This window comes from Pseudarthrobacter oxydans (genome assembly GCF_013314975.1).
In the GTDB taxonomy this organism is placed as follows: Bacteria; Actinomycetota; Actinomycetes; order Actinomycetales; family Micrococcaceae; genus Arthrobacter; species Arthrobacter oxydans.
This window is the reverse complement of record NZ_JABTYH010000002.1, coordinates 164514-183392: the sequence shown is the minus strand read 5'-3', so window position 1 is coordinate 183392 and position 18879 is coordinate 164514. Positions and strand designations below refer to the sequence as shown.

General features: G+C 66.6%; 19 protein-coding genes and 1 pseudogene. 10 read left to right on the top strand and 10 right to left on the bottom strand.

The window, feature by feature from the left end:
* Positions 1-81: 81 nt before the first annotated feature.
* Positions 82-1110 (top strand): Lrp/AsnC family transcriptional regulator, encoded by a 1029-nt coding sequence (locus HTS88_RS02405; RefSeq protein WP_174175110.1) that lies wholly within the window; start codon positions 82-84, stop codon positions 1108-1110.
* A gap of 58 nt (positions 1111-1168) precedes the next feature.
* Here the strand turns inward: HTS88_RS02405 and HTS88_RS02400 are convergent, their stop codons facing one another.
* Together HTS88_RS02400 and HTS88_RS02395 are read right to left on the bottom strand one after the other, a co-directional pair.
* Positions 1169-2866 carry an amidase gene (locus tag HTS88_RS02400; RefSeq protein ID WP_174175108.1) on the bottom strand — a complete coding sequence of 566 codons (1698 nt, stop codon included), beginning with the start codon at positions 2864-2866 and terminating at the stop codon, positions 1169-1171.
* A complete protein-coding gene (locus HTS88_RS02395) occupies positions 2863-3168 on the bottom strand; it encodes a hypothetical protein (RefSeq protein WP_174175106.1) in 306 nt (101 codons plus the stop codon). Before HTS88_RS02395 ends, HTS88_RS02400 begins: the two co-directional genes overlap by 4 nt.
* 241 nt (positions 3169-3409) lie before the next feature.
* On the opposite strand from HTS88_RS02395, the gene HTS88_RS02390 reads away from it, so the two are divergent.
* The 3 genes from HTS88_RS02390 to HTS88_RS02380 all read left to right on the top strand — a co-directional run bounded on the left by HTS88_RS02390 (position 3410) and on the right by HTS88_RS02380 (position 6166).
* Positions 3410-4816, top strand: a complete 1407-nt coding sequence (locus HTS88_RS02390; protein WP_174175104.1) for a cation:dicarboxylate symporter family transporter — start codon at positions 3410-3412, stop codon at positions 4814-4816.
* A gap of 39 nt (positions 4817-4855) precedes the next feature.
* Positions 4856-5155, top strand: coding sequence for a putative quinol monooxygenase (locus HTS88_RS02385; protein ID WP_174175102.1), 300 nt, complete (start codon positions 4856-4858; stop codon positions 5153-5155).
* A gap of 93 nt (positions 5156-5248) precedes the next feature.
* A complete protein-coding gene (locus HTS88_RS02380) occupies positions 5249-6166 on the top strand; it encodes a Rieske (2Fe-2S) protein (protein WP_174175100.1) in 918 nt (305 codons plus the stop codon).
* 174 nt (positions 6167-6340) lie between these two features.
* On the opposite strand, the pseudogene HTS88_RS02375 reads toward HTS88_RS02380, so the two are convergent.
* The 5 genes and pseudogenes from HTS88_RS02375 to HTS88_RS02355 all read right to left on the bottom strand — a co-directional run bounded on the left by HTS88_RS02375 (position 6341) and on the right by HTS88_RS02355 (position 12225).
* Positions 6341-8073, bottom strand: a pseudogene (locus HTS88_RS02375) (HNH endonuclease signature motif containing protein).
* 54 nt (positions 8074-8127) lie between these two features.
* Entirely contained in the window at positions 8128-9330 is a 1203-nt protein-coding gene (locus HTS88_RS02370) for an N-acetylglucosamine-6-phosphate deacetylase (RefSeq protein WP_174175098.1), read from the bottom strand.
* Positions 9327-10118, bottom strand: a complete 792-nt coding sequence (locus HTS88_RS02365; protein ID WP_174175096.1) for a copper homeostasis protein CutC — start codon at positions 10116-10118, stop codon at positions 9327-9329. The genes HTS88_RS02370 and HTS88_RS02365 overlap by 4 nt, the downstream gene beginning before the upstream one ends.
* The gene (nagB, locus tag HTS88_RS02360) at positions 10103-10882 is read right to left on the bottom strand and encodes a glucosamine-6-phosphate deaminase (protein ID WP_174175094.1); all 780 of its coding nucleotides are present in this window, start codon (positions 10880-10882) and stop codon (positions 10103-10105) included. Before nagB ends, HTS88_RS02365 begins: the two co-directional genes overlap by 16 nt.
* 92 nt (positions 10883-10974) lie before the next feature.
* Positions 10975-12225 carry a PTS transporter subunit EIIC gene (locus tag HTS88_RS02355; RefSeq protein WP_174175092.1) on the bottom strand — a complete coding sequence of 417 codons (1251 nt, stop codon included), beginning with the start codon at positions 12223-12225 and terminating at the stop codon, positions 10975-10977.
* A 230-nt stretch (positions 12226-12455) separates the two neighbouring features.
* Here HTS88_RS02355 and HTS88_RS02350 point away from each other — a divergent pair, with 230 nt between their 5' ends.
* Both HTS88_RS02350 and HTS88_RS02345 read left to right on the top strand, forming a co-directional pair.
* The gene (locus tag HTS88_RS02350; RefSeq protein ID WP_079595209.1) at positions 12456-12686 is read left to right on the top strand and encodes a PTS sugar transporter subunit IIB; all 231 of its coding nucleotides are present in this window, start codon (positions 12456-12458) and stop codon (positions 12684-12686) included.
* Positions 12686-13144: a PTS sugar transporter subunit IIA gene (locus HTS88_RS02345; protein ID WP_174175090.1), complete on the top strand. Its 459-nt coding sequence runs from the start codon at positions 12686-12688 to the stop codon at positions 13142-13144. The genes HTS88_RS02350 and HTS88_RS02345 overlap by 1 nt, the downstream gene beginning before the upstream one ends.
* A 33-nt stretch (positions 13145-13177) precedes the next feature.
* Here HTS88_RS02345 and HTS88_RS02340 read toward each other — a convergent pair whose 3' ends face one another.
* Positions 13178-13930, bottom strand: coding sequence for a GntR family transcriptional regulator (locus HTS88_RS02340; protein ID WP_174175088.1), 753 nt, complete (start codon positions 13928-13930; stop codon positions 13178-13180).
* Positions 13931-14258: 328 nt separating this feature from the next.
* Here HTS88_RS02340 and HTS88_RS02335 point away from each other — a divergent pair, with 328 nt between their 5' ends.
* Complete coding sequence (locus HTS88_RS02335; RefSeq protein WP_246255901.1) at positions 14259-15107, top strand: hypothetical protein; 849 nt, start codon at positions 14259-14261, stop codon at positions 15105-15107.
* Between the two features lie 71 nt (positions 15108-15178).
* On the opposite strand, the gene HTS88_RS02330 is transcribed toward HTS88_RS02335, so the two are convergent.
* Positions 15179-15784 carry a dTMP kinase gene (locus HTS88_RS02330; protein ID WP_174175086.1) on the bottom strand — a complete coding sequence of 202 codons (606 nt, stop codon included), beginning with the start codon at positions 15782-15784 and terminating at the stop codon, positions 15179-15181.
* Positions 15785-16022: 238 nt separating this feature from the next.
* On the opposite strand from HTS88_RS02330, the gene HTS88_RS02325 reads away from it, so the two are divergent.
* Both HTS88_RS02325 and HTS88_RS02320 read left to right on the top strand, forming a co-directional pair.
* Complete coding sequence (locus HTS88_RS02325; RefSeq protein WP_174175084.1) at positions 16023-16283, top strand: hypothetical protein; 261 nt, start codon at positions 16023-16025, stop codon at positions 16281-16283.
* Positions 16284-16290: 7 nt separating this feature from the next.
* Positions 16291-17226, top strand: a complete 936-nt coding sequence (locus HTS88_RS02320) for a threonine/serine dehydratase (RefSeq protein WP_174175082.1) — start codon at positions 16291-16293, stop codon at positions 17224-17226.
* A gap of 37 nt (positions 17227-17263) precedes the next feature.
* On the opposite strand, the gene HTS88_RS02315 is transcribed toward HTS88_RS02320, so the two are convergent.
* Positions 17264-17602 carry a hypothetical protein gene (locus HTS88_RS02315; RefSeq protein WP_174175080.1) on the bottom strand — a complete coding sequence of 113 codons (339 nt, stop codon included), beginning with the start codon at positions 17600-17602 and terminating at the stop codon, positions 17264-17266.
* Between the two features lie 200 nt (positions 17603-17802).
* On the opposite strand from HTS88_RS02315, the gene HTS88_RS02310 reads away from it, so the two are divergent.
* The gene (locus HTS88_RS02310; protein ID WP_174175079.1) at positions 17803-18744 is read left to right on the top strand and encodes an SMP-30/gluconolactonase/LRE family protein; all 942 of its coding nucleotides are present in this window, start codon (positions 17803-17805) and stop codon (positions 18742-18744) included.
* Positions 18745-18879 lie beyond the last annotated feature (135 nt).

The following is an 18879-nucleotide window of genomic DNA, read 5'->3' as shown; positions in this document are numbered from 1 at the left end:
AACTCACATCGCGTGAAAGCACTGGAAATATTCTTTCGGCAACAGATATGCGCAGGATTCGTGCAAGAGGAGGTGTGCCTGATGGAACTCAGCGAGGAAGACCTGGCCCTCATCCAGGTGCTGCAGACGTATCCGCGGCTCGGCTGGGCGGATGCCGCCAAGGTGCTGGGCGTGCACGCCACTACCCTTGCTGCCCGCTGGGAACGGCTGACCTCAAGCGGGGCAGCGTGGGTGACGGCCCACCTCGCGGGGGATCCACGGCAGATGCTCCTGGCCTTCGTGGCGGTGGACTGCGACATGAACCTGCGGGACAGTGTGACCGCGCAATTGGCCGGCATCCCCGGGATCGTCACCGTGGAGGAAGCGGCAAGCAACAGGGACCTTATGTTGACCGTGATTACCAGGTCGCTGAAGGAGTTCAGTGCCTCGGTGGTGGCCCAGTTGAAGGGCATCGAGGGGCTGATCAAGTACCAGGCCGCGCTGTGCACACGGCTGCACACGAGTGCCGATGAGTGGCGGCTGAATATCCTGGACAAGCCTCAGCTGGCATTGCTTCGGACGCTCGGCAGCCAAAGCGGCCAGGACGCCCGGCATGCGGAAGCCGGGCAGTTGCCGCAAAGCCACCTGGACCTGTTGCCGTTCCTGGCCCGCGACGGCAGGGCGACCGCCGCCCAGATAGCGCGGGAACTGGGGCGGCGTCCGGCAACGGTGCAGCGGCAGCTGAACCGGGTGCTGGCCAGCGGCATCCTGCTGTTCCGCTGCGAAATCGCGCAGGCTTTCTCCTCCTATCCGGTGACCTGCCAGTGGTTCGCCAACGTCCCGGCAGGACAGCACGAGGAAGCGGCCGCCGCCATCCGGACCATCAAGAATGTTCGGCTGAGCGCCTCCACCACCGGGCCCACCAACTTCGTCATCATCATGTGGCTGCAGTCCCTTGCGGACGTCATGACTGCCGAACTTGCCCTCCAGCAAAAGGTCCCCGGCATGCACCTGGTGGAAAGCGTGGTGATGCTGCGGACGGTCAAACGGGTGGGCTGGATGCTGAACGAGGACACCACGTCCAGCGGAACGGTGGTGGTCCAGGCCGCGGCACTGCCGGCTGCGGACTGAACAGTGGACGTCCCGGCCCGCCTCCCGGGAAGGAGGCGGGCCGGGGGCATTGGCGCTGCTACTGGGACAGCTCGGCCACCTCATGTGCCTCGAGGCGGCCCCGGCCCTGTGGAGCGGGTGCAGCCGAAACCCTGCCGCGCGCGCTCTTGGCGAACGGCTTCCGGGACTTGGACGGATCAACGGAAATCGGCTCGGGGACTTCGCCGGCCGGGTTTGCGGGGCGCCGCAGGTGCCAGTCGGTCACCGCCTGGTAGGCGGCGGCCACCGCCAGCAGCCGGTCCTCGGCGAAGGGCTGGCCGCCAAGGATGGTGCCCACCGGGACGCCGGCCGAGTCAAAACCGATGGGCAGGGCGAGTTCGGGCAGCCCAATCGCGTCGAAGGGGTTGGGGCTGGTCTGGAGCACCACATCGCACTGCTCGAACAGATCGTCCAGGACGCGTTCCAGCAGCAGGACCTTGGCGCGCTGGCCCAGGACGTACTCGTTGGCGCCCAGCATAGAGCCCTGCAGCCAGCCGGTCACAGACACCCCAAAGCTGCGGAGATCCTTGCGCAGTATGGGCAGGAACGGCTCACTCCGTTCCGGCAGCCGCACATTGTTGAACGCTGTGCTTGTCAGTGTGTCCCAGTCCTCGGGCAGTCGAACGTCCACAACCTGGATTCCTTCAATGCCGGCGAGCTTGTCCAGGAAGGCCTTGCGTGCCGCTGCGGTTTCCGAGGATCCTGCGGTGAAGTCCGGGATCACGCCCACCCGGGTGCCCCAGCGCATGGCCACCTTGTTGCCGCGCTTGACTGGAGTTGCGGCGGTAATCAGGTCCGGGACGGGCGGAAGCCCCAGGGTGCGTGGGTCGTTGGGATCCTCCCCGGCCATTGCGCCCAGCATGATGGCTGCGTCCTTGGCGTCCCTGGCGAGCGGTCCCGGGTGATCGCGCGTATAGCTCAGCGGGATGATGCCGTACAGCGAAACGCGGCCCATGGTCGGTTTGAGCCCCGTGAGGTTTTGGGCGTTGGACGGCGCGGTGATGGAGCCGCCGGTCTGGGTTCCCACGCTGGACGTTGCCATCCGTCCGGCCACTGCCGTTGCTGAGCCGGATGAGGATCCGCCCGGATTTGTCCGTGGATCCGCAGGGGTCCAGGCATTGACGGTGGTGATGCGGCCGTCCGGAGTGGTGGCACGGGTGGTGGCCAGCGGACCCATCTGGGTTTTTCCGAGGACAATGCCGCCGGCGCCCGTCAGCTTGGACACGGCCGTTGCGTCAAACGGGGGCGTGAAGTCCTTGAAGATGTATGAGTTGGCTGTGGTGGGGTAGGCGCGGGTGTAGTAGTTGTCCTTGATGGCCAGCGGGATGCCGTGAAGGGGTCCCTTGTAGGCGGCGCCGGCCAGGGCCCGGGCGCTTGCCAGGGCATCGTCTGCTGCCACCAGGTTGAACGCCTGATAGTCCGCGTCGAACGCGCCGATCCGGTCGAGGTAGGCCTCCACCAGCAGTTCGGCGCTGAGCCGGCCCTGCCGGATGAGGCTTGCGGCTTCCGCGATGGTCAGGTCGGTAATGTCCGCCAGGGCTTCGGGCCGGACGTCCCCGTACGCGTTCGGGTTGATCCCGGCGGGCACCACCGCTGGTGGTGCGGCGTGGGCAACAGCGGGAAGCGCCACCGCACCCAGCGACGTAGCTGCTGCAAGGACGGCAAACCTGTTGACGAAGGACCGGCGGTCAATGGTGCGGTCCGTCGGCTGGCTGTCCACGCTGTCCACCGGGTTCATGCCGTCCTCCGTGCAGTATCGATTGAGGGGTACAGGGCGGGCGGAGCTGCCTGCTGGGACAGGAGCGCGGGGTCCGCTGTTCCTGCCGCGCCGGCAAAAGGCACCTGGTAGGCGCTCAGTTCAGCGACCGTGGTGCGCATGAAGGAACGCAGGCTGGCCAGTACCGACGCCTGTCCGGGGCTTCCGGTCTCGGGGTCGCTGGCGGTTCCGGCGGGAAGCTGGTTGAGGTCGATGCCGAGGGATGCCAGTCTTGCCCGGATCATGATGTCCAGTTCGGCGTCGGGTGGGGGAGTGAGGGGCATGATGCTCCTTCATTTACGTTGCTGGTGTTGCAGCAGGTACAGCTGAGACACAGTGATACTTCCACTGGCTCGTGGCGCTGTCATGTCATGGAAGTTGCGGGCAGATTTCCCGCCGCGTGGCTGGCGCGGCTTAATAGTTCCGCATCATGGATTGATCTTTCCGGAAACATGCGCTCCCTAACGTTGCTCGTGACCCTGCGGCATTCTCTGTGCCGCCGTCCTCCAACGAACAGGCACCGGCATGAATGTCACCGCGCCCGCGGCAGCACCTCCCGCTTCCAGGAAGCCGCTCTATAAGTCCCTCTTCTTCCAGATCCTGGTGGCCGTTGTGGCCGGCATCCTGATCGGACACTTCTGGCCGGACATCGGCGCAGGGCTTCGCCCCCTGGGTGACGGCTTCATCCAGCTGATCAAGATGATCATCGCGCCGCTCATCTTCCTGGTGATCGTCACCGGCATCGCCGCGGTCAGTGACGTCAAGGCCGTGGGCCGCACCGGCGTCAAGGCGTTGATCTACTTCACGGCAGCCACACTGTTTGCCCTGGTCTTTGGCCTGGTGGTGGGGAACGTGGTCCAGCCAGGCGCGGGACTGAACATCGATCCGGCGTCTCTCTCCCAGGACGCCCTCAACGCGAAAACCGCCACCGCACCGCCGAAGGATGCCGGAGCCTTCATCCTGGGCATCATCCCCACCAGCGTGGTGGGCGCCTTTGCCAGCAACAGCCTGCTGCAGGTGCTGTGCTTCGCCGTGTTCTTCGGAGCGGCGATCGTCGTCGTCGGCCGTGAACGCTGCATGCCCGTCGTCACGCTGATGGAGACCGTGCTGGAGCTGTTCTTCAAGATCATGGGCTGGGTGATGCGGGTGGCGCCGGTGGGTGCCTTCGGTGCCATGGCATTCATCATCGGCCAGTACGGCCTCAGCTCGCTGAGCACGTATGCCCTGCTGATCGCAGCCTGCTATGGCGCGGCAATTGTGTTCATCGGACTGCTGTTCGTGGTGGCGTGGGTTTATCCGCGGGTGCCGCTCTGGCAATTCATGAAGTACACCCGCGAGGAAATCCTTCTCGCATTGGGCACAGCCTCCACCGAATCCGTGCTGCCGCGCATCATGACCAAGCTGACCAACGCCGGCTGCTCCCGCGCCACCACCGGCCTGGTGGTCCCCACGGGGTACTCCTTCAACCTCGACGGCGCCGCGCTGTACCTGTCCATTTCCCTCCTCTTCCTGGCGCAGGCCTTCGGCTACAACCTGGACCTCGGCCAGCAGCTGGCTGCCCTGGGCATCCTCATGCTGACATCCAAGGGCATGGCCGGTGTGCCCGGTTCAGCATTCCTGGCCCTGTCCGCCACGGCGGGTGCTTTGGGAATCTTCCCGGTGGCGGGCGTCGCCTTCCTGTTGGGCGCGGACCGGCTGATGGACTCCATGCGCGTGGTGGTGAACCTGCTGGGCAACTGCGTTGCCACCTTCGTGGTGGCCAAGTGGGAAGGCCAGTTCGATCGGGCCGCCATGCTCCGCGCCTTTGCAGGTGAAACCACGACGGCGGATGCGGCCTTGGAACCGGCCGGAACCTCGGTGCCTGGCAGCGTGAAGGCGGGGGCCGCCGTCGAACAGCCGCCGCTGGGGACGTCGGCGCCGGCGGTGCGGTAGCCTCCGGCCTTTGCCGCCGGCGTGCTGCACACTGTCCCTATGACCTTTGCGAATGTGGGAAGCCTCGAAACCAAGCCCGGCCAGCGCGATGCCGTTCTCTCAATCCTGGTCCGGCCCATGGCCGGGCTGAAGGAAGCCGGCTGCCTGCTGTACGAGGTGGGCGTGAACGACGCCGTGCCGGACACGGTGTTCGTCTGTGAACTGTGGGAATCGCAGGAGGCGCACCGGGCTTCCCTGGGGCTGGAGAGTGTGCAGGCGGCGATTGAGGAAGCCATGCCACTGCTCACCGGTGAAATGGGCGGCAACCAGTTCACGGTGCTGGGTTCCCCGCTTCGTTAGGTTTTCGCACCTGGGGCCCTGTGCTGCACCCCGCCCGGGCAAGTAAGCTTCCCGGCATCGACTGGACACGGAGCGATGGGGTAAGGGAGACACATGAAACCGCTGCCTGCACTGGAACTTGTTACCCGCCTGGAAGATGCGGAGTGGCTGGACCCTGTTTCCAAAAAGGTCCGAAAAGTGGTGAAGCGGGCCATCCGCCCCAAGTGGGCGCGCGACGTCCTGCACGGCGTTCCCATCGGACACCCCGTGCATCCGTTGGCGGTCCAGGTGCCGATGGGTGCGTGGATCTCCGCGGCGGTGCTGGACGCCCTGCCTGGTAACGACAAGGCTTCCGCCCTCCTGATCGGCGTGGGCACCGGGGCTGCCGTGCCTTCCGCGGTGGCTGGCTTTACCGACTGGACGCAGCTGCACCCCCAGCAGCAGCGGGTGGGGCTGGTCCATGCCGCTGCCAACATCACGGCCACGGGCCTTTACGCTGCCTCCCTTGTAGCCAGGGCCCGGGGCAGCCGCGGCGGAGGCAAGGTGCTCGCCTATCTCGGCCTCGCCGTTGTGGGGGCAGGCGGTTTCCTGGGCGGCCATCTCACCTACCGGCAGGCGGCAGGCGTGAACCACAGCGAGGAGATCCCGCACCGCTTCCCAAGCGGATGGCAGCCTCTGGCAGCGCTCGCAGATTTGCCCGACGGGAAGCTCCACAAGATTGTTGTGGCCGAGATTCCGCTGCTTGCCTACCGGGAGGGTGAGAGTGTCAGCGTGCTGTCCGACGTCTGCAGCCACCTTTCCGGGCCTCTGCACGAAGGCAAGGTCAAGGGTGGCAGGCTCCAGGACAGAGTCGATCAGAACGGCGGCCCTGGAGACGGCAGCGACCCGTGCGTCGTGTGTCCCTGGCATGGAAGCACCTTTTCGCTGCGCACGGGCGAAGTGCAGGCTGGCCCCGCGACCGCGAGGCAGCCGCTCTTTGAGACTCGGGTCAGCGGCGGCCTCGTGGAAGTCTGCCTGCCCGGGGCTGAGTAGGCGCACACTGAATCGTTTGTCCTGTTTAGGACTGGGCGGAGGGCGGGGCCTATATCCCTCCCTGTGAAGTTCCGCCCGCGTTTCTGGCCCGGGTCTGTGCTTGGACCGTCGCCCCGACACTGGACTGTTACCCCGTGTGCCCGGCCGCCCGTGTCTGTGGGCATGTGGTGCCCGTTACGTCAGTACAGGTTCCCAGTTCCTTAGTGGGTCCCAGTCCCCGGTCGGGTCCTGCGTCAGCATGGGCGGCAAGGCATAGAAGTCCTCCCACAGGGGGTCATCCGCGGGGATGTCGTCTGGGTCTATGAGGTTGTCATCCACAGGTTCCTCAGGCGGAGGTTCCGAATATGCGGAGTCTCCGGCAGGGCAGGCCTGGGCAGCGGCCATCGGCGGACAGGGCATCACGTCGCGGACTTGCCCGTTGTTGTGCTCCTCCGGTCCTAGTCGCGCGGGCATGGCCGACAGGGCAGACTCCGGCCAGTGGGGTGGTTCCCAGTCCTGGTGTTCGCTTTTGTAGTGGCGTCCGGTGGGTGAGGTCCAGCCGGGTGGTTGGTTTTTGGTGGCTGGTGTTGGTTTCCACCTGCTGGTGTGCCGGAGTTTGTGGTGTTTCGGGCAGGGCTGTCCCAGGTTGCTGATCCCGGTGGTCCCGCCGTGGTGCCAGGCGAGGAGGTGGTCTGCCTCATTATCCAAAGACGGGTTGCTGCAGCCGGGGAACGGACACTGGCCGTCGCGCAGCCGGAGCCAGTTCCGCATGGCCTTGGTCACCCGGTAGCTGCTCCGCCCGATCTCCAACGGTGCCCCGTCCCGCGGATCGACCAGGACCCGGTAGAACGAATCAGCACCGTCAGCGACCAGGTCCCGTGCCATCGAGGCTGGGATGGGGCCAAAGCCGTCCAGCATGGCTGGCTCGTCGGTCACTCCCATGAGGGCGACGACCGGAACGGTGACGAGGACCTGCGCCCGGATTGACGAAGACGGGGTGAGATCCGTTCCGGCACCTGCCCCGTCGCCGATGCTGGCATTGGTGCCGCTGGTGAGGATGGCTTGGGCGAAGTGGTCGGCACTGAGTTGGGTGAGGGTGCGGGGTTCGGTGGGTCCTTGTGCGGCGCGGGAGAGGGCGTTGAGCCGGTTCCAGCCTGCCATGGCCTGGTCGGCGGGGAGGCAGGCCGAGAGCCAGGCCATCCCGTCCTGGTCAGGCCGGTATTCGACCCGCCGGTCCGCCGCGGCCTTGGTATGGCGTTTCCCGATGGATTCGGTGTGGTGGCGTTCCCGCCAGGTCCGGGCCTTGGCCTTGAACCGGTAGGCCGGCATCTCACCGATCGTCGCCGCACCGGCCGGCCGTGGCGTGTCCGGGTCCAGGAAGTGGGCCTCCAGGGCGGCGGCCCCGGCCCGGTCAAGCCCCACGGTCTGGTCCACCATTTCCCGGGCATGGGCCCAGGAATCGTCCCGGACCCCAACGCGGCGAGGGTCCGGGGCAGGGCGGTGGCCAGGGCGTGGGACTCGGCCAACAAGGCACCGGCGGCACGGTCACCGATCACCAGTGCACACCCGACCTCGGCCACCAGGCTCCGGTCCTGGGCCGTGGCCTCCTGCGGTGAGGACGGCGGACCGTTCACCACACTCGTGGCGGCAGCGAGCACCTGAACCGCCCGCGCCTTCACCGCTGCCAGCTTCGCCTCCGACCGCGCCACCCCCGCAAGGACATCCAACGCATTATCAGCAACCCGGTGCAACGGATCATCACCAATCCCGCCAGCGTCAGCGCCAGGCTCAACGCCACCAAGACCAGAAACATCCGTACCGGAACCAGCTGTGCCGGCAACAGCAGCGCCGCTGAGCACCGCCCTAAAAGCAGCCACGGAGGCATCAACAAACGCCTCTGCCTCCACCACCACCGGATTGCCTTCCATAAATCCATCCTGGCAGTGGGGTCTGACATTCAACGGTGAGGCAGCCAAACAGCACTACTCCAGCGGCGTGACCCACTCGCCCCGGCGCAGGACTCCGGCCAGATTCAGGTCCCCGTCAACAACGGCGACGTCAGCGCGCATGCCGGCCCGGAGGTCGCCAATTTGCGCGGACAGTCCCAGCACGGAGGCAGGCACGGCCGTTGCCGCGTGGACTGCGCCCTGCAGGGGCACCCCGGCCGCCACCGCGGACCGCACGACGTCGAGGAGGGTTGCGGTGCCGCCGGCAATCGCGCCGGTGCTGTCCACACGTGCGACGCCCTTGTCCACCGTGACAGCCAGCGTACCCAGCCGGTACTGGCCGTCCTGCAGGCCGGTTGCGGCCATCGAGTCCGTGACCAGGGCGATGTTTTCCGCCCCCACCAGCTCGAACACCATCTTGACTGTCTCCGGGGAAAGGTGGACGCCGTCCGCAATCAGCTCCACCACGGCGTTGCCGGCGTGGGCTGCACTGAGGCTGGCTGCTACGGGACCGGGAGCGCGGTGGTGCAGGCTGGGCATCGCGTTGAACAGGTGCGTGACGGTTGGGCGGATCCTTCCGGTGGAGTTCCCCGGCCCGGCCAGCCCTCCGGCAGCCTGCTCCAGGAGGGAAGCAGCGGTGCCGTGGTCCGCGGCAGTGTGGCCCAAGGATGGAATGACCCCGCGCGCAGTGAGCATGTCCACCAGGGCCGTAGCGCCCGGAAGCTCGGCTGCGAGCGTCATGGAAACCAGCGAGGAACCGGCCGCCTCAAACAGGTCGGACACAAGCCCGGCGTCGGGTTCGAGCAGCAGCGTGGGATCGTGGGCGCCGCACTGTCCCGATGCGAGGAACGGGCCTTCAAGATGGGAACCAGCGATCAGCCCGTCATCCGCCAGCGTCTTCAGTGCCTTGAGGTTCCGGACCAGGTGTTCCGCTGACCCCGTGACGAGGCTTGCGAGCAGCGTGGTGGTGCCGCGGCTGTGCAGATACTGTGCCGCTGACCGGGCGCCCTCGGCGGATCCCTCAGAGAAATCCGCACCCAGCGCGCCATGGCAATGCAGGTCCACCAGCCCGGGCAGGATGATGCGCGCAGGCTCGTGGTCCTTGGGCCCGGGGTCGCCGGGAAAGTCCGACGCCGGACCAGCGTAGGTGATTACGCCGTCGTCGACCGCTACCGCGCCATCGGGGACGTCCATGCTTCCGGTGACGATGCGGCCGCGAAGTATCAAAGTAGCGCTCATGGTTTCAGGCCTCCGGTTGTGAGTGCTCCCGCCAGTTGGGCTGCCAGGGCAGGATCGGCAGCCGGGGCCCGGCCAGCACCGGAATGGCCGTTCGATCGCTGCCGGGCCGAGGTGTGCACGGCGTGGACGCCGATGCCGAGCAGCGACGGTACCAGCTCAAGCGTCACTCCTCCGCCGGCCATGATCTGGACGGAGGGCGCGTATTTTCGTCCCAGCTCCACCAAACGGCCCAGGGTACTGAGGCCGGCGGCGCAGTCCGGGCTGCCCCCGCTGGTCAGGACGCGGTGCACGCCTGCCTGCTCCAGCCGGGCCAGCGCGTCAGCAGGGTCGGCGCCGGCCGCAAGGGCAGCATCGAACGCCCGGTGAAACGTGATTTCCGCAGCCGGGTTGGACCGGCCTGCCGCTGCAACAATCCGGCGGAGGGCAGGAACGTCCGGCCCGCCGTCGGGCGCGAGAACACCCACCACGACGCCCGCGGCACCCGCGGCCAGCGCAGCAGCCACGTCGCGCTCGATGACGTCGAGCTCTTCACTGGAGTAGGCGAAGTCGCCCGGCCGCGGCCGCACCAGGACGTGGACGGGCAGCCCAACACGGCAGGCCTGTTCCGTTATCCCGATGCTTGGCGTGATGCCCTCGGTTTCGGCGAGGGCTGCGCAGAGCTCCACCCGGGCCGCGCCGACGGCGGCAGCCAGCCGCACGCCGTCGGCGTTTTCCACGGCAAGCTCCAGCTGGGGCGGGCTGACAGCAGCAGCCGGCGCGCCCTGGCCCCTGCTCAGAGTCCCTGCCACGCCGGCTTCCGCCCGAACGTGTCCGTGTAGTAGTCCCGGTGGGCCAGCCGTGAGGCCGCGGCCTGGTCCACCAGGACGGAGACGTGCGGATGCAGCTGAAGCGCGGACGCCGGGCAGATGGCGGCAACCGGGCCCTCGACGGCGGCGGCAATGGCTTCCGCCTTCGCCTCGCCCATGGCGAGCAGCAGCAGGTGCCGGGCCTCCCGGATGGTGCCAAGACCCTGGGTCAGTACGTGGTCCGGGACGTCGTCCGCGTGGTCGAAAAAGCGTGCGTTGTCCTGCCGCGTCTGGCGTGTGAGGGTCTTGATCCGGGTGCGTGAGCCGAGCGAGGACATGGGCTCGTTGAAACCCACATGCCCGTCCGTGCCGATGCCCAGGATCTGGAGATCCACCCCTCCCGCAGCTGCAATCCTCGCCTCGTACTGCTCCGCCTCGGCCTGCGGGTCCTCAGCCATGCCGTCCAGGCCATGCACCGCGTCCGCAGCGAAATCCACGCTGGCCGTGAACTCGTCCCGGATCACCGAGTGGTAGGACTGCGGGTGAGCACTCGGCAGGCCCACATACTCGTCGAGAAGAAAAGCCTGCGCCTGGGCGAAGCTCAGGCCGCCGGTCCGGTGCCGTTCGATGAGCTCCTGGTAGGTGCCCAGCGGGGTTGACCCGGTGGCCAGTCCCAGGACGGACGGGCCGCGGCGGACCTGCTCCTCGATGGCGTCCGCGGCCGTGCGGGCCACGTCGGCAGGGGTGGGAAGGATGATGATTTCCATGCGGTGAAGCTGCTTTCGGTTGCTGTTTGGTGGTTGGTGCTGTTGCTCGTGCGGCGGCGGCCGCGGTGGCGTGGGCGGGGAGGGAAACGCCGCTACTTGGCGGCGTCTGTCTCCACAGTGACTTCGTCGTCTTCACGGCCGGGCGTCCGCAGGTTCCAGCGTTTGATGACGATGGAGAAGAGGAAGTAGTAGATCACGGCGTAGCCCAGTCCGATGGGGATGAGCAGCCAGCCGTTCTCCGACTTGCCGAAGTTGAGGACGAAGTCGATCAGCCCGGCGGAGAACGTGAAGCCGTGGTGGATGTCCAGTGCATTGACCAGGGCCATGGAGGTCCCGGTGAGGACTGCGTGGACGATGTAGAGCGGGAAGGCGACGAACATGAAGGAGTACTCAAGCGGTTCGGTGATGCCGGTGAAGAACGCGGTGAGGGCGGTGGAGAGCATGATGCCGCCCACGATCTTCTTCTGCGAAGGCTTGGCGTGGCGCCAGATGGCAAGGGCTGCCGCCGGCAGGCCGAACATCATGATGGGGAAGAATCCGGTCATGAAGATGCCTGCGCTGGGGTCGCCGGCGAAGAAGCGGTTGAGGTCGCCGCGGACCAGCTGCCCGGAGGCGTCAGTGTAGTCGCCGATGAGGAACCAGACGGCGGAGTTGAGGATGTGGTGCAGGCCGGCCGGGATGAGCATGCGGTTGGCGAAACCGTAGACGCCGCCACCGGCCACGGCGTTGCCGGCTACGGCTTCACCTACTGCCGAGAGGCCGGCGTTGAAGAGCGGGTAGAACAGGGCAAGGACGACGCCGGCTGCCAGGCTGGTGACGGACGTCAGGATGGGCACCAGGCGGCGGCCGCTGAAGAAGCCCAGGAAGTCCGGCAGCTTGGTGCGATAGAACCGCTGCCAGAGCACGGCGGACAGCAGGCCCACCACAATGCCAGCCAGGACTCCGTAGTTGATCATGGCGGGCTTGCCGGCAGGGTCGACCTGCCCGGCCAGGACCAGCGGGGACATGGCCTTGAAGACGCCGTCGATCACCATGTACCCCACCACTGCCGCCAGTGCGGTGGAACCGTCGGCCTTCTTGGCCCAGCCGATGGCGATGCCGACGGCGAAAATGAGCGGCAGCCAGGTGAACACGGCATTGCCTGCGGCGGAGATGACGGCGGCGCCGCCTTCAAAGCCGGGGATGGCGCCCAGCAGGTCGGCCTGCCCGATGCGCAGCAGGATGCCGGCTGCCGGGAGGACGGCTATGGGCAGCATCAGGCAGCGGCCCAGTCGCTGAAGGGTGGCGAAGGCCCTGTTCGGCTTCTTCTCGGGAGCCAGGGCGGCGGTCTCGGATGTTGACATAGTTACACCTCTGCGGGATCGGGTGGGGGCTTGTGGAGAAACGGTTCCAGCCGGTACTGTCTGGTTATGACCAGTTCAGTGTGATTCATCCCACGAGTGCCTGTCAAGGGAGGAGATCTTCCACGCTGGCGCTGACAGTTCCGATGAACGGGCACATAATTGGTCGCACCCGGGCCGCCGGTCCTGGTGCTGAAGCAGTGCTCCCCGGGGCACCGTCAGAAAGGGCAGCCATGTCCAAAGCAGAAAAAATCATTGAGGGCCTGGGCGGAGCCGCCAACATCGTGGAGGTCGAGGCCTGCATCACGCGTCTCCGCACCGAGGTCAAGGATGGGTCGCTGGTCAACGAAGCAACCCTGAAAGCCGCCGGAGCCCACGGCGTCCTTGCAGCCGGCACGGCAGTCCAGGTCATTGTGGGGCCGGAGGCGGACAACCTGGCCGAAGACATCGAGGACCTGCTCTGATGCCGGAAACGCTGGTTGTCCATGCGCCCATCAGCGGCGCCGTGGTTCCTCTATCCGACGTCCCGGACCCTGTCTTCGCAGGCCAAATGGTGGGTTCGGGCGCGGCGGTTGAGCCGCCAGCGGGCGAGGTGTTCGACGTCGTGTCCCCCGTCGCCGGAAAAGTGGTCAAGCTCCTGCCGCACGCCTTTGTTGTGGTGGAGCCGGCCGGGCGGGGAGTGCTCACCCACGTTGGCATCGACACGGTCAAGCTCAAAGGCGAAGGCTTCAAGCTGCTGATTGCCCAGGGTGACACCGTCGGCGCCGGTGAGCCCGTGATGCACGTGGACCCCACCGCCGCCCTGGCTGCCGGCTACTCAATGGTGAGTCCCGTCGTCGTGCTCGACACCAAGCCGGACACGGCAACGCCCATGGCAACCGGTGCAGTGACTGCCGGCGCCGCCCTGTTTTCGCTGGGCTAAAGTTTCACAGGACTCCAGCGCTGACCGGGACTGCTAAAGCCGCACTTCCATGGTCAGCGAATAGCGGTCCGAGCGGTACCAGGAGCGTGAGTGCTCAATGGCCAGGGGACCTGAGTAGGACACCCGGTCGAAAGCCAGCACCGGTGCACCCGTTCCGGTTCCGAGGAGCGCCCCTACATCGGCAGGGGCGCCCTCGGACCGGACGCTTTGCCGGGCCCGGTCAATCTGGTGGCCAAACTGCGCCGCCAGCGCTTTGTAGACCGAGCCCGTCAGGTCGATGTCCAGGAGGCCCGGGGCGTGCTCCGGGTTGTACCAGGCGTCATCGACGCTGACCGGCCGCCCGTCCGCCAGCCGGAGCCGCCGCAGGTGGATGGCCTCGGAGCCGGGCGCCAGGCTGAGAGCTTCCGCGGTGTCCTCCGGAACGGCGGCGGCTTCCGCCACCAGCACCACTGTGCTGGGGACGTGGCCCATCGCCTCCATTTCCTGGGTGAAAGAGGCGAGGTGCAGCGTGGACTGCACGGGGGAATCCGCCACGAACGTGCCTTTGGCCGGAACCCGGACCAGGTGCCCCTCGTTGACCAGGCGTCCAATAGCGGCACGCACCGTGATCCGGCTGACGCCGTAGGAGTCCATGAGGGTCCGCTCGCTGGGAAGCCTGGCACCGGGTTCCAGTTCTTCCCTGGCCAGCTTGAGGATGATCGTCCGCAGCTGCTCGTGCTTGGGGATCTGGGAGTTGTGGATGGCCGTGCCCGCCGCCTCGGCGGTGCTCCTTGGTGTGACGGACAATGCGGCCCCTCCTTATACTGGAGCGGTCCGGTAAGGACCACTCCTCGGATTATTCCACAGCAAGGGCCCCGGAGGGCCTCCCAGGGCCCAGGCGGCCGCAGCCCGGGCAATATCCCGGACCCTGGGCCACAGGCCACAGGCCGCTGGCAAGCGTGGCCTGACGGCATCCGGGTCCAACGGAGGCGGACCGGCCGGGTGCCTGATCCCGGCGTTGTGGTGTGAAGGGGAGAGCCCCTGAAAGTTACAGCCCCGTTATGTCCGGCGGCGGCCCAACCCCTTAAGCTGATAAACACTAAGCATGCTTCCTATCTTCAAAGGGGTTGTACCAATGCGAAAAGCACCTGCGCTTGGATTGATGACGGCAGCACTGATGGCCCTTGCGGGCTGCACGGGCGGCGGCGGAGGAGCTGCGAGCCCGTCGGCCTCGGAAACACCCTCACCAACGGCTGAGGCGAAGGTGTACAGCGAAGATGAGCTCCGCGAGCTGATCTCCGGCATGACGGACGACGACGGTAACGAGCTAAGGCTGTACTCCAAGGAACAGGTGGACCAGGGCGGCAATATCGCCAACCTGCTCCTGAGCACCGCGACCGTCGATCCTGAAGACTGCAAGGACATCGCCACGGCGGGACTGCTGGACACCGTGGAAAGTGGCGAGATCGCCGTCGCGCTCTCCGAGGGCGACCAGCCGCGGACGCTGTCCGCCCAGTCCGGCAGCGAGGGGCCGGACGCCGTCGAAGTCCTGGACGAGATCAGCGGCAAGATGGACCAGTGCGCCAACTTCTCGGTCCAGGCGCTGGGCCAGACCTACGAGGTGACCAGTGAGGAGGTCCAGGCGGACACTGACGCTGAAAAGACCTTCGCCACCCTCAGCTCGCGCAGCGGCGAGAACCAGCAGAAGCTGATGCAGGTCTCCGCTGCGGAAGGCCGGCTGCTGGTGGTAGCCACCAAGAGCGGCGCCAACCTGGGAGATCCGGACCAGAAGGAACTTGAGGACCTTATCAACGAGGTGCTGGAGAAGGCCGACGGCGGCAGCGCCACTTCCAGCCCTACGTCCACGAGCACGTCCGGTTCCACGAGCACGTCGTCACCGAGCGGGTCGGCCTCGCCGTCCGTGACGGAAAGCGAGGCGGAGGAAAGCGAAATGGCCACGCCTTCGCCGACTGCCTCGAGTTAGTAAATGCACGTTTCAGGAAGGCGGGTGGACCTTGGGTCCGCCCGCCTTCCTGTATTACAGCGTGCATCCGCTCAAGTGGAGGCCGGGTGGCGTCCCTCCGCAGGGGCCCGTCCCAGTCCGTGCACCACTGCGGCCAGGCGGCGCGCCAACTCCGGACCAGGGACGGAGGCGTCCACCTTTTCGAAGGTTCCGTACTCGGGCAGTTCGCGGTAGGCGCGGGCGAAAGCAGCCAGGTCCTCCAGCGTCTCGGCATCAGTGCCGCGGGCGGCGATGCGCCGGTGCGCAACGGCCGGGTCCACGTCAAGATGCACCACGGCGTCAGGGGCAGGGAGTGCACCGAGCAGCCACGGAAGCAGGCGGCCGCGAGGCAGGCCCTTCGTGGCGCGCAGGGCCAACTGGCAGTAGAGGTGCCTGTCCATCACCACCAGGCCGTCAACCCGGCTGGCCCGCAGATGGTTCACCAGCACGTTCCACACCCGGAACGTGGTCTCCAGGGCATCGGCAACGCGGGGCGGCAGCCGGATGCCCAGCCTGGCGCCCAGAACCGACATGCTGCGCCTGCCCGCGTGGTTGTTCAACAGCACGGCCGTGCCGCCGCCAGCACGGACTGAGGACACCAGGGCCTGGGCGGCCGTGGACTTCCCGGAACCGTCGATTCCGGTCAGGACTATAAGCAAGTGGCCTCCTTCCGCCATGGAGTTAACGCAGGGTGTGCCGTGGAAGTCCCGGCTGAGTCCCAATTCACAGGTTCACCGCCCATTTCACAGGATCAGGCGGGCGTTTCACAGAACCTGGGTGCAGGAAAACCCAGTACAGGCACTTCCTGCTCCAGGGGAGCGCCAGCCCGTAGGCTGGAGGGCGGTGCGGGAATAAACCCCGGCCGAACGTCGCAGTTCCCGAGCGAAAGGCAGGACCATGACTGCTAGCAATGACGAGCCGCAGAACGCCGCAGACCTTCGGGGGCCGGGTGATCCGGACGAAGCCAAGGAACCCAAGCAGGCCCCGCAGAGCGGCCAGCACCCGGAACTGCCGGGTGCCGGCAACATCCGCGAGGAGCAGCAGGGCCACGCCGCCGGGACCGTCCCGGCGTCCTACTCCGGCAGCGGCGACCCTTCCCAGAAGGACAAACCCGAGGACGCCCTGCAGGAACCGGGAACCTGGGACGACGAGGTCTGACGCGCCAGTGATCACCCGCGCCGACGTGGAACGGGCAGCACGAAGGACCGCCGGCCTCACCCGGCTGACGCCCGTCCTGGAAGGCGACCCGGGAGATTTTCCCGGCCCGGTGTGGTTCAAATGCGAATTCATGCAGCACACGGGAACCTTCAAGGCCCGCGGCGCCCTCAACCGCATTTTCGCCGCCAAGGAACGCGGTGAGCTGAAACCGGAGGTCGGCGTCGTGGTTGCCTCCGGAGGAAACGCCGGCCTGGCCAATGCCTATGCGGCTGCACAGCTCGGCGTCCCCGCAACGGTGTTTGTGCCCGCTGCCGCCCCGGCCGTGAAAGTCCGCAAGCTGAAAGCCATCGGAGCCACCGTGGTGCAGGGCGGCGCCGAGTACGCGGATGCATACCAGGCGGCCATCGGGCATGCCCGGGAAACCGGTGCCGTCTATTGCCACGCTTATGACCAGCCCGAAATTGCCGCCGGCGCTGGAACTGTAGGACTGGAACTCCTTGACCAGGTGGGTGGGGTGGACACCGTGCTGGTTGCAGTGGGGGGAGGCGGTTTGATGGCAGGAATCGCCGCGGCCGTGGAGGGCAGGGCCAAGGTGGTGGCCGTGGAGCCGGACTCGGCTCCCACGCTGAACGCTGCGCTGGCGGCCGGACAGCCGGTGGACGTCCCAGTGGCGGGAATCGCGGCAGACTCCCTCGGGGCCCGCCGCATCGGCGACATCGGATACTCCGTGGCGGTCCGCGCCGGCGTCGAAAGCGTCCTGGTGTCCGACGCCGACATCATCGAAGCGCGGACGAAGCTGTGGGACGGCTACCGGATCGTCGTGGAACACGGCGCGGCCGCGGCCTATGCCGCGCTTGCCTCCGGCGCCTACACGCAGGGCGTGGGCGAACGGGTGGCGGTCATACTGTGCGGGGCGAACACGGACCCGGCCACCCTCACGTAGCCGGGTCCGATGGCAGAGTGCCCATCTGTGGCAGGAATCAGCTGCAGAACTGGCTGTACGTGCTGCCGGCTTCCTCGTAGTCTGCCGTCAGTTCGGCGAGCTTGTCCTCGTCCGGAGTCTCTTTCGCCTGCTCATCCGTGTATTCGATGATCGACTCAAGCGCACCCTTGAGGTCGTCCGAGGCAACGGCGTGGATGGGCCGGATCTGGTTGGCCAGGCGGTTCATGCCGGTCTTGCCGGCGTTGTTGGCCGGGTTCGACACAACGGACTGGATCCGCTCGCAGGTTTCCGCGGTGGTGAGCTGGTTCGAGGCGGTGCAGGCCGTTGCAGAGACAACGAGGCCGGCGGCGATCAGGGCTGTGGCGAATTTCTTCATGGATCCCTCAGTAGTTGATTGAGGTTTCGATTGTAAGCAGAATCCTGGACTGTACGCCGGTCCCAGCCGCTGCCCCCTCCACTGTGAAGGGGGCACCATGCTCTGGCGGTGCCTTCATGGGGGAGCTTAAAATGGGATCACCCTCGTGCGGAGCTGCCGCAGATTGGGCCCCGCGCATCAGCCCACATCCAGGAACCACTATGCGCAAAACAGTACGACGCCGTGCCGTTGGTGGACTCACCGCTCTTCTGGCCCTGCTGCTGCCCCCGGCATTGACGGCAGGCGCATCGACTCCTTCCGCTGACGACGTCATTGTCCTCCGCGGAGCGAATTCCGCCGAAGGCATTGCGGCGGGTGAGGGAACAACCTTCTACGCCGGCGAACTGTTGACCGGCGACATCTTCCGCGGCGACATCCATGACGGAAAGGCCAAGCGTTTTATCGACGTGCCCGAAGGCCGGATGGCCGTCGGTATGAAGGCCGATACCCGCAACGACCTGCTGTTTGTGGCAGGCGGCACCACGGGCAAGGCGTACGTCTACGACACTGACACCCGCAAGCAGGTCAAGGAATACGACTTGGCCCCCGGCTTCATCAACGACGTCACCCTCAGCAGCGACGGCGCCTGGTTCACCAATTCGGCCGCGCCCGAGCTCTATTTCGTCCCCGTGAGCAGGCGGGGCGAGCTGGGAGGTGCAGCAGATGTGGAGACACTGAAAGTGGGCGGTGAGGCGGGCAAACCCTTGCAACCCGGCCAGTTCGGATTCAACGGCATCGCAGCAGCCGACGATGACGACATCCTGATTGTGGCCCATACACAAAACCAGGCCCTCTATGCCGTGGATCCGGACACGGGAAAGAGCAACAGGATCAAGGGGCCGGACCTGAAGTTCGTCGATGGCATCCTGGTCAAGGACCGCACTGTATGGGCGGTCCAGAACATGGCGAACCAGGTCAGCCGCCTCAAACTGTCCGATAACTTCTCTTCCTTCAGGGTCAAGGACGTCATCACCAGCAAACACTTCGATGTCCCGACGACGGTGGCCAGGTTCGGGGACACGCTCGCCGCGGTCAACGCCAAGTTCGGACAGCAGCCACCGCCAACCCAGTACGAAGCAGTCCTGGTCCCGGCCTGGGACTAGGACCGGGGCGCCGGTTGTTGTGTGTCCCTGGTGGAGGTGACGCCCGCCCGGACGCTGCCGCTCCTGCAGGCGGCGGCGGGCCGGCCGCGCGGCGATGCCCGCGCCATCTGAACGCAAAGGAACAATATCTCCCAT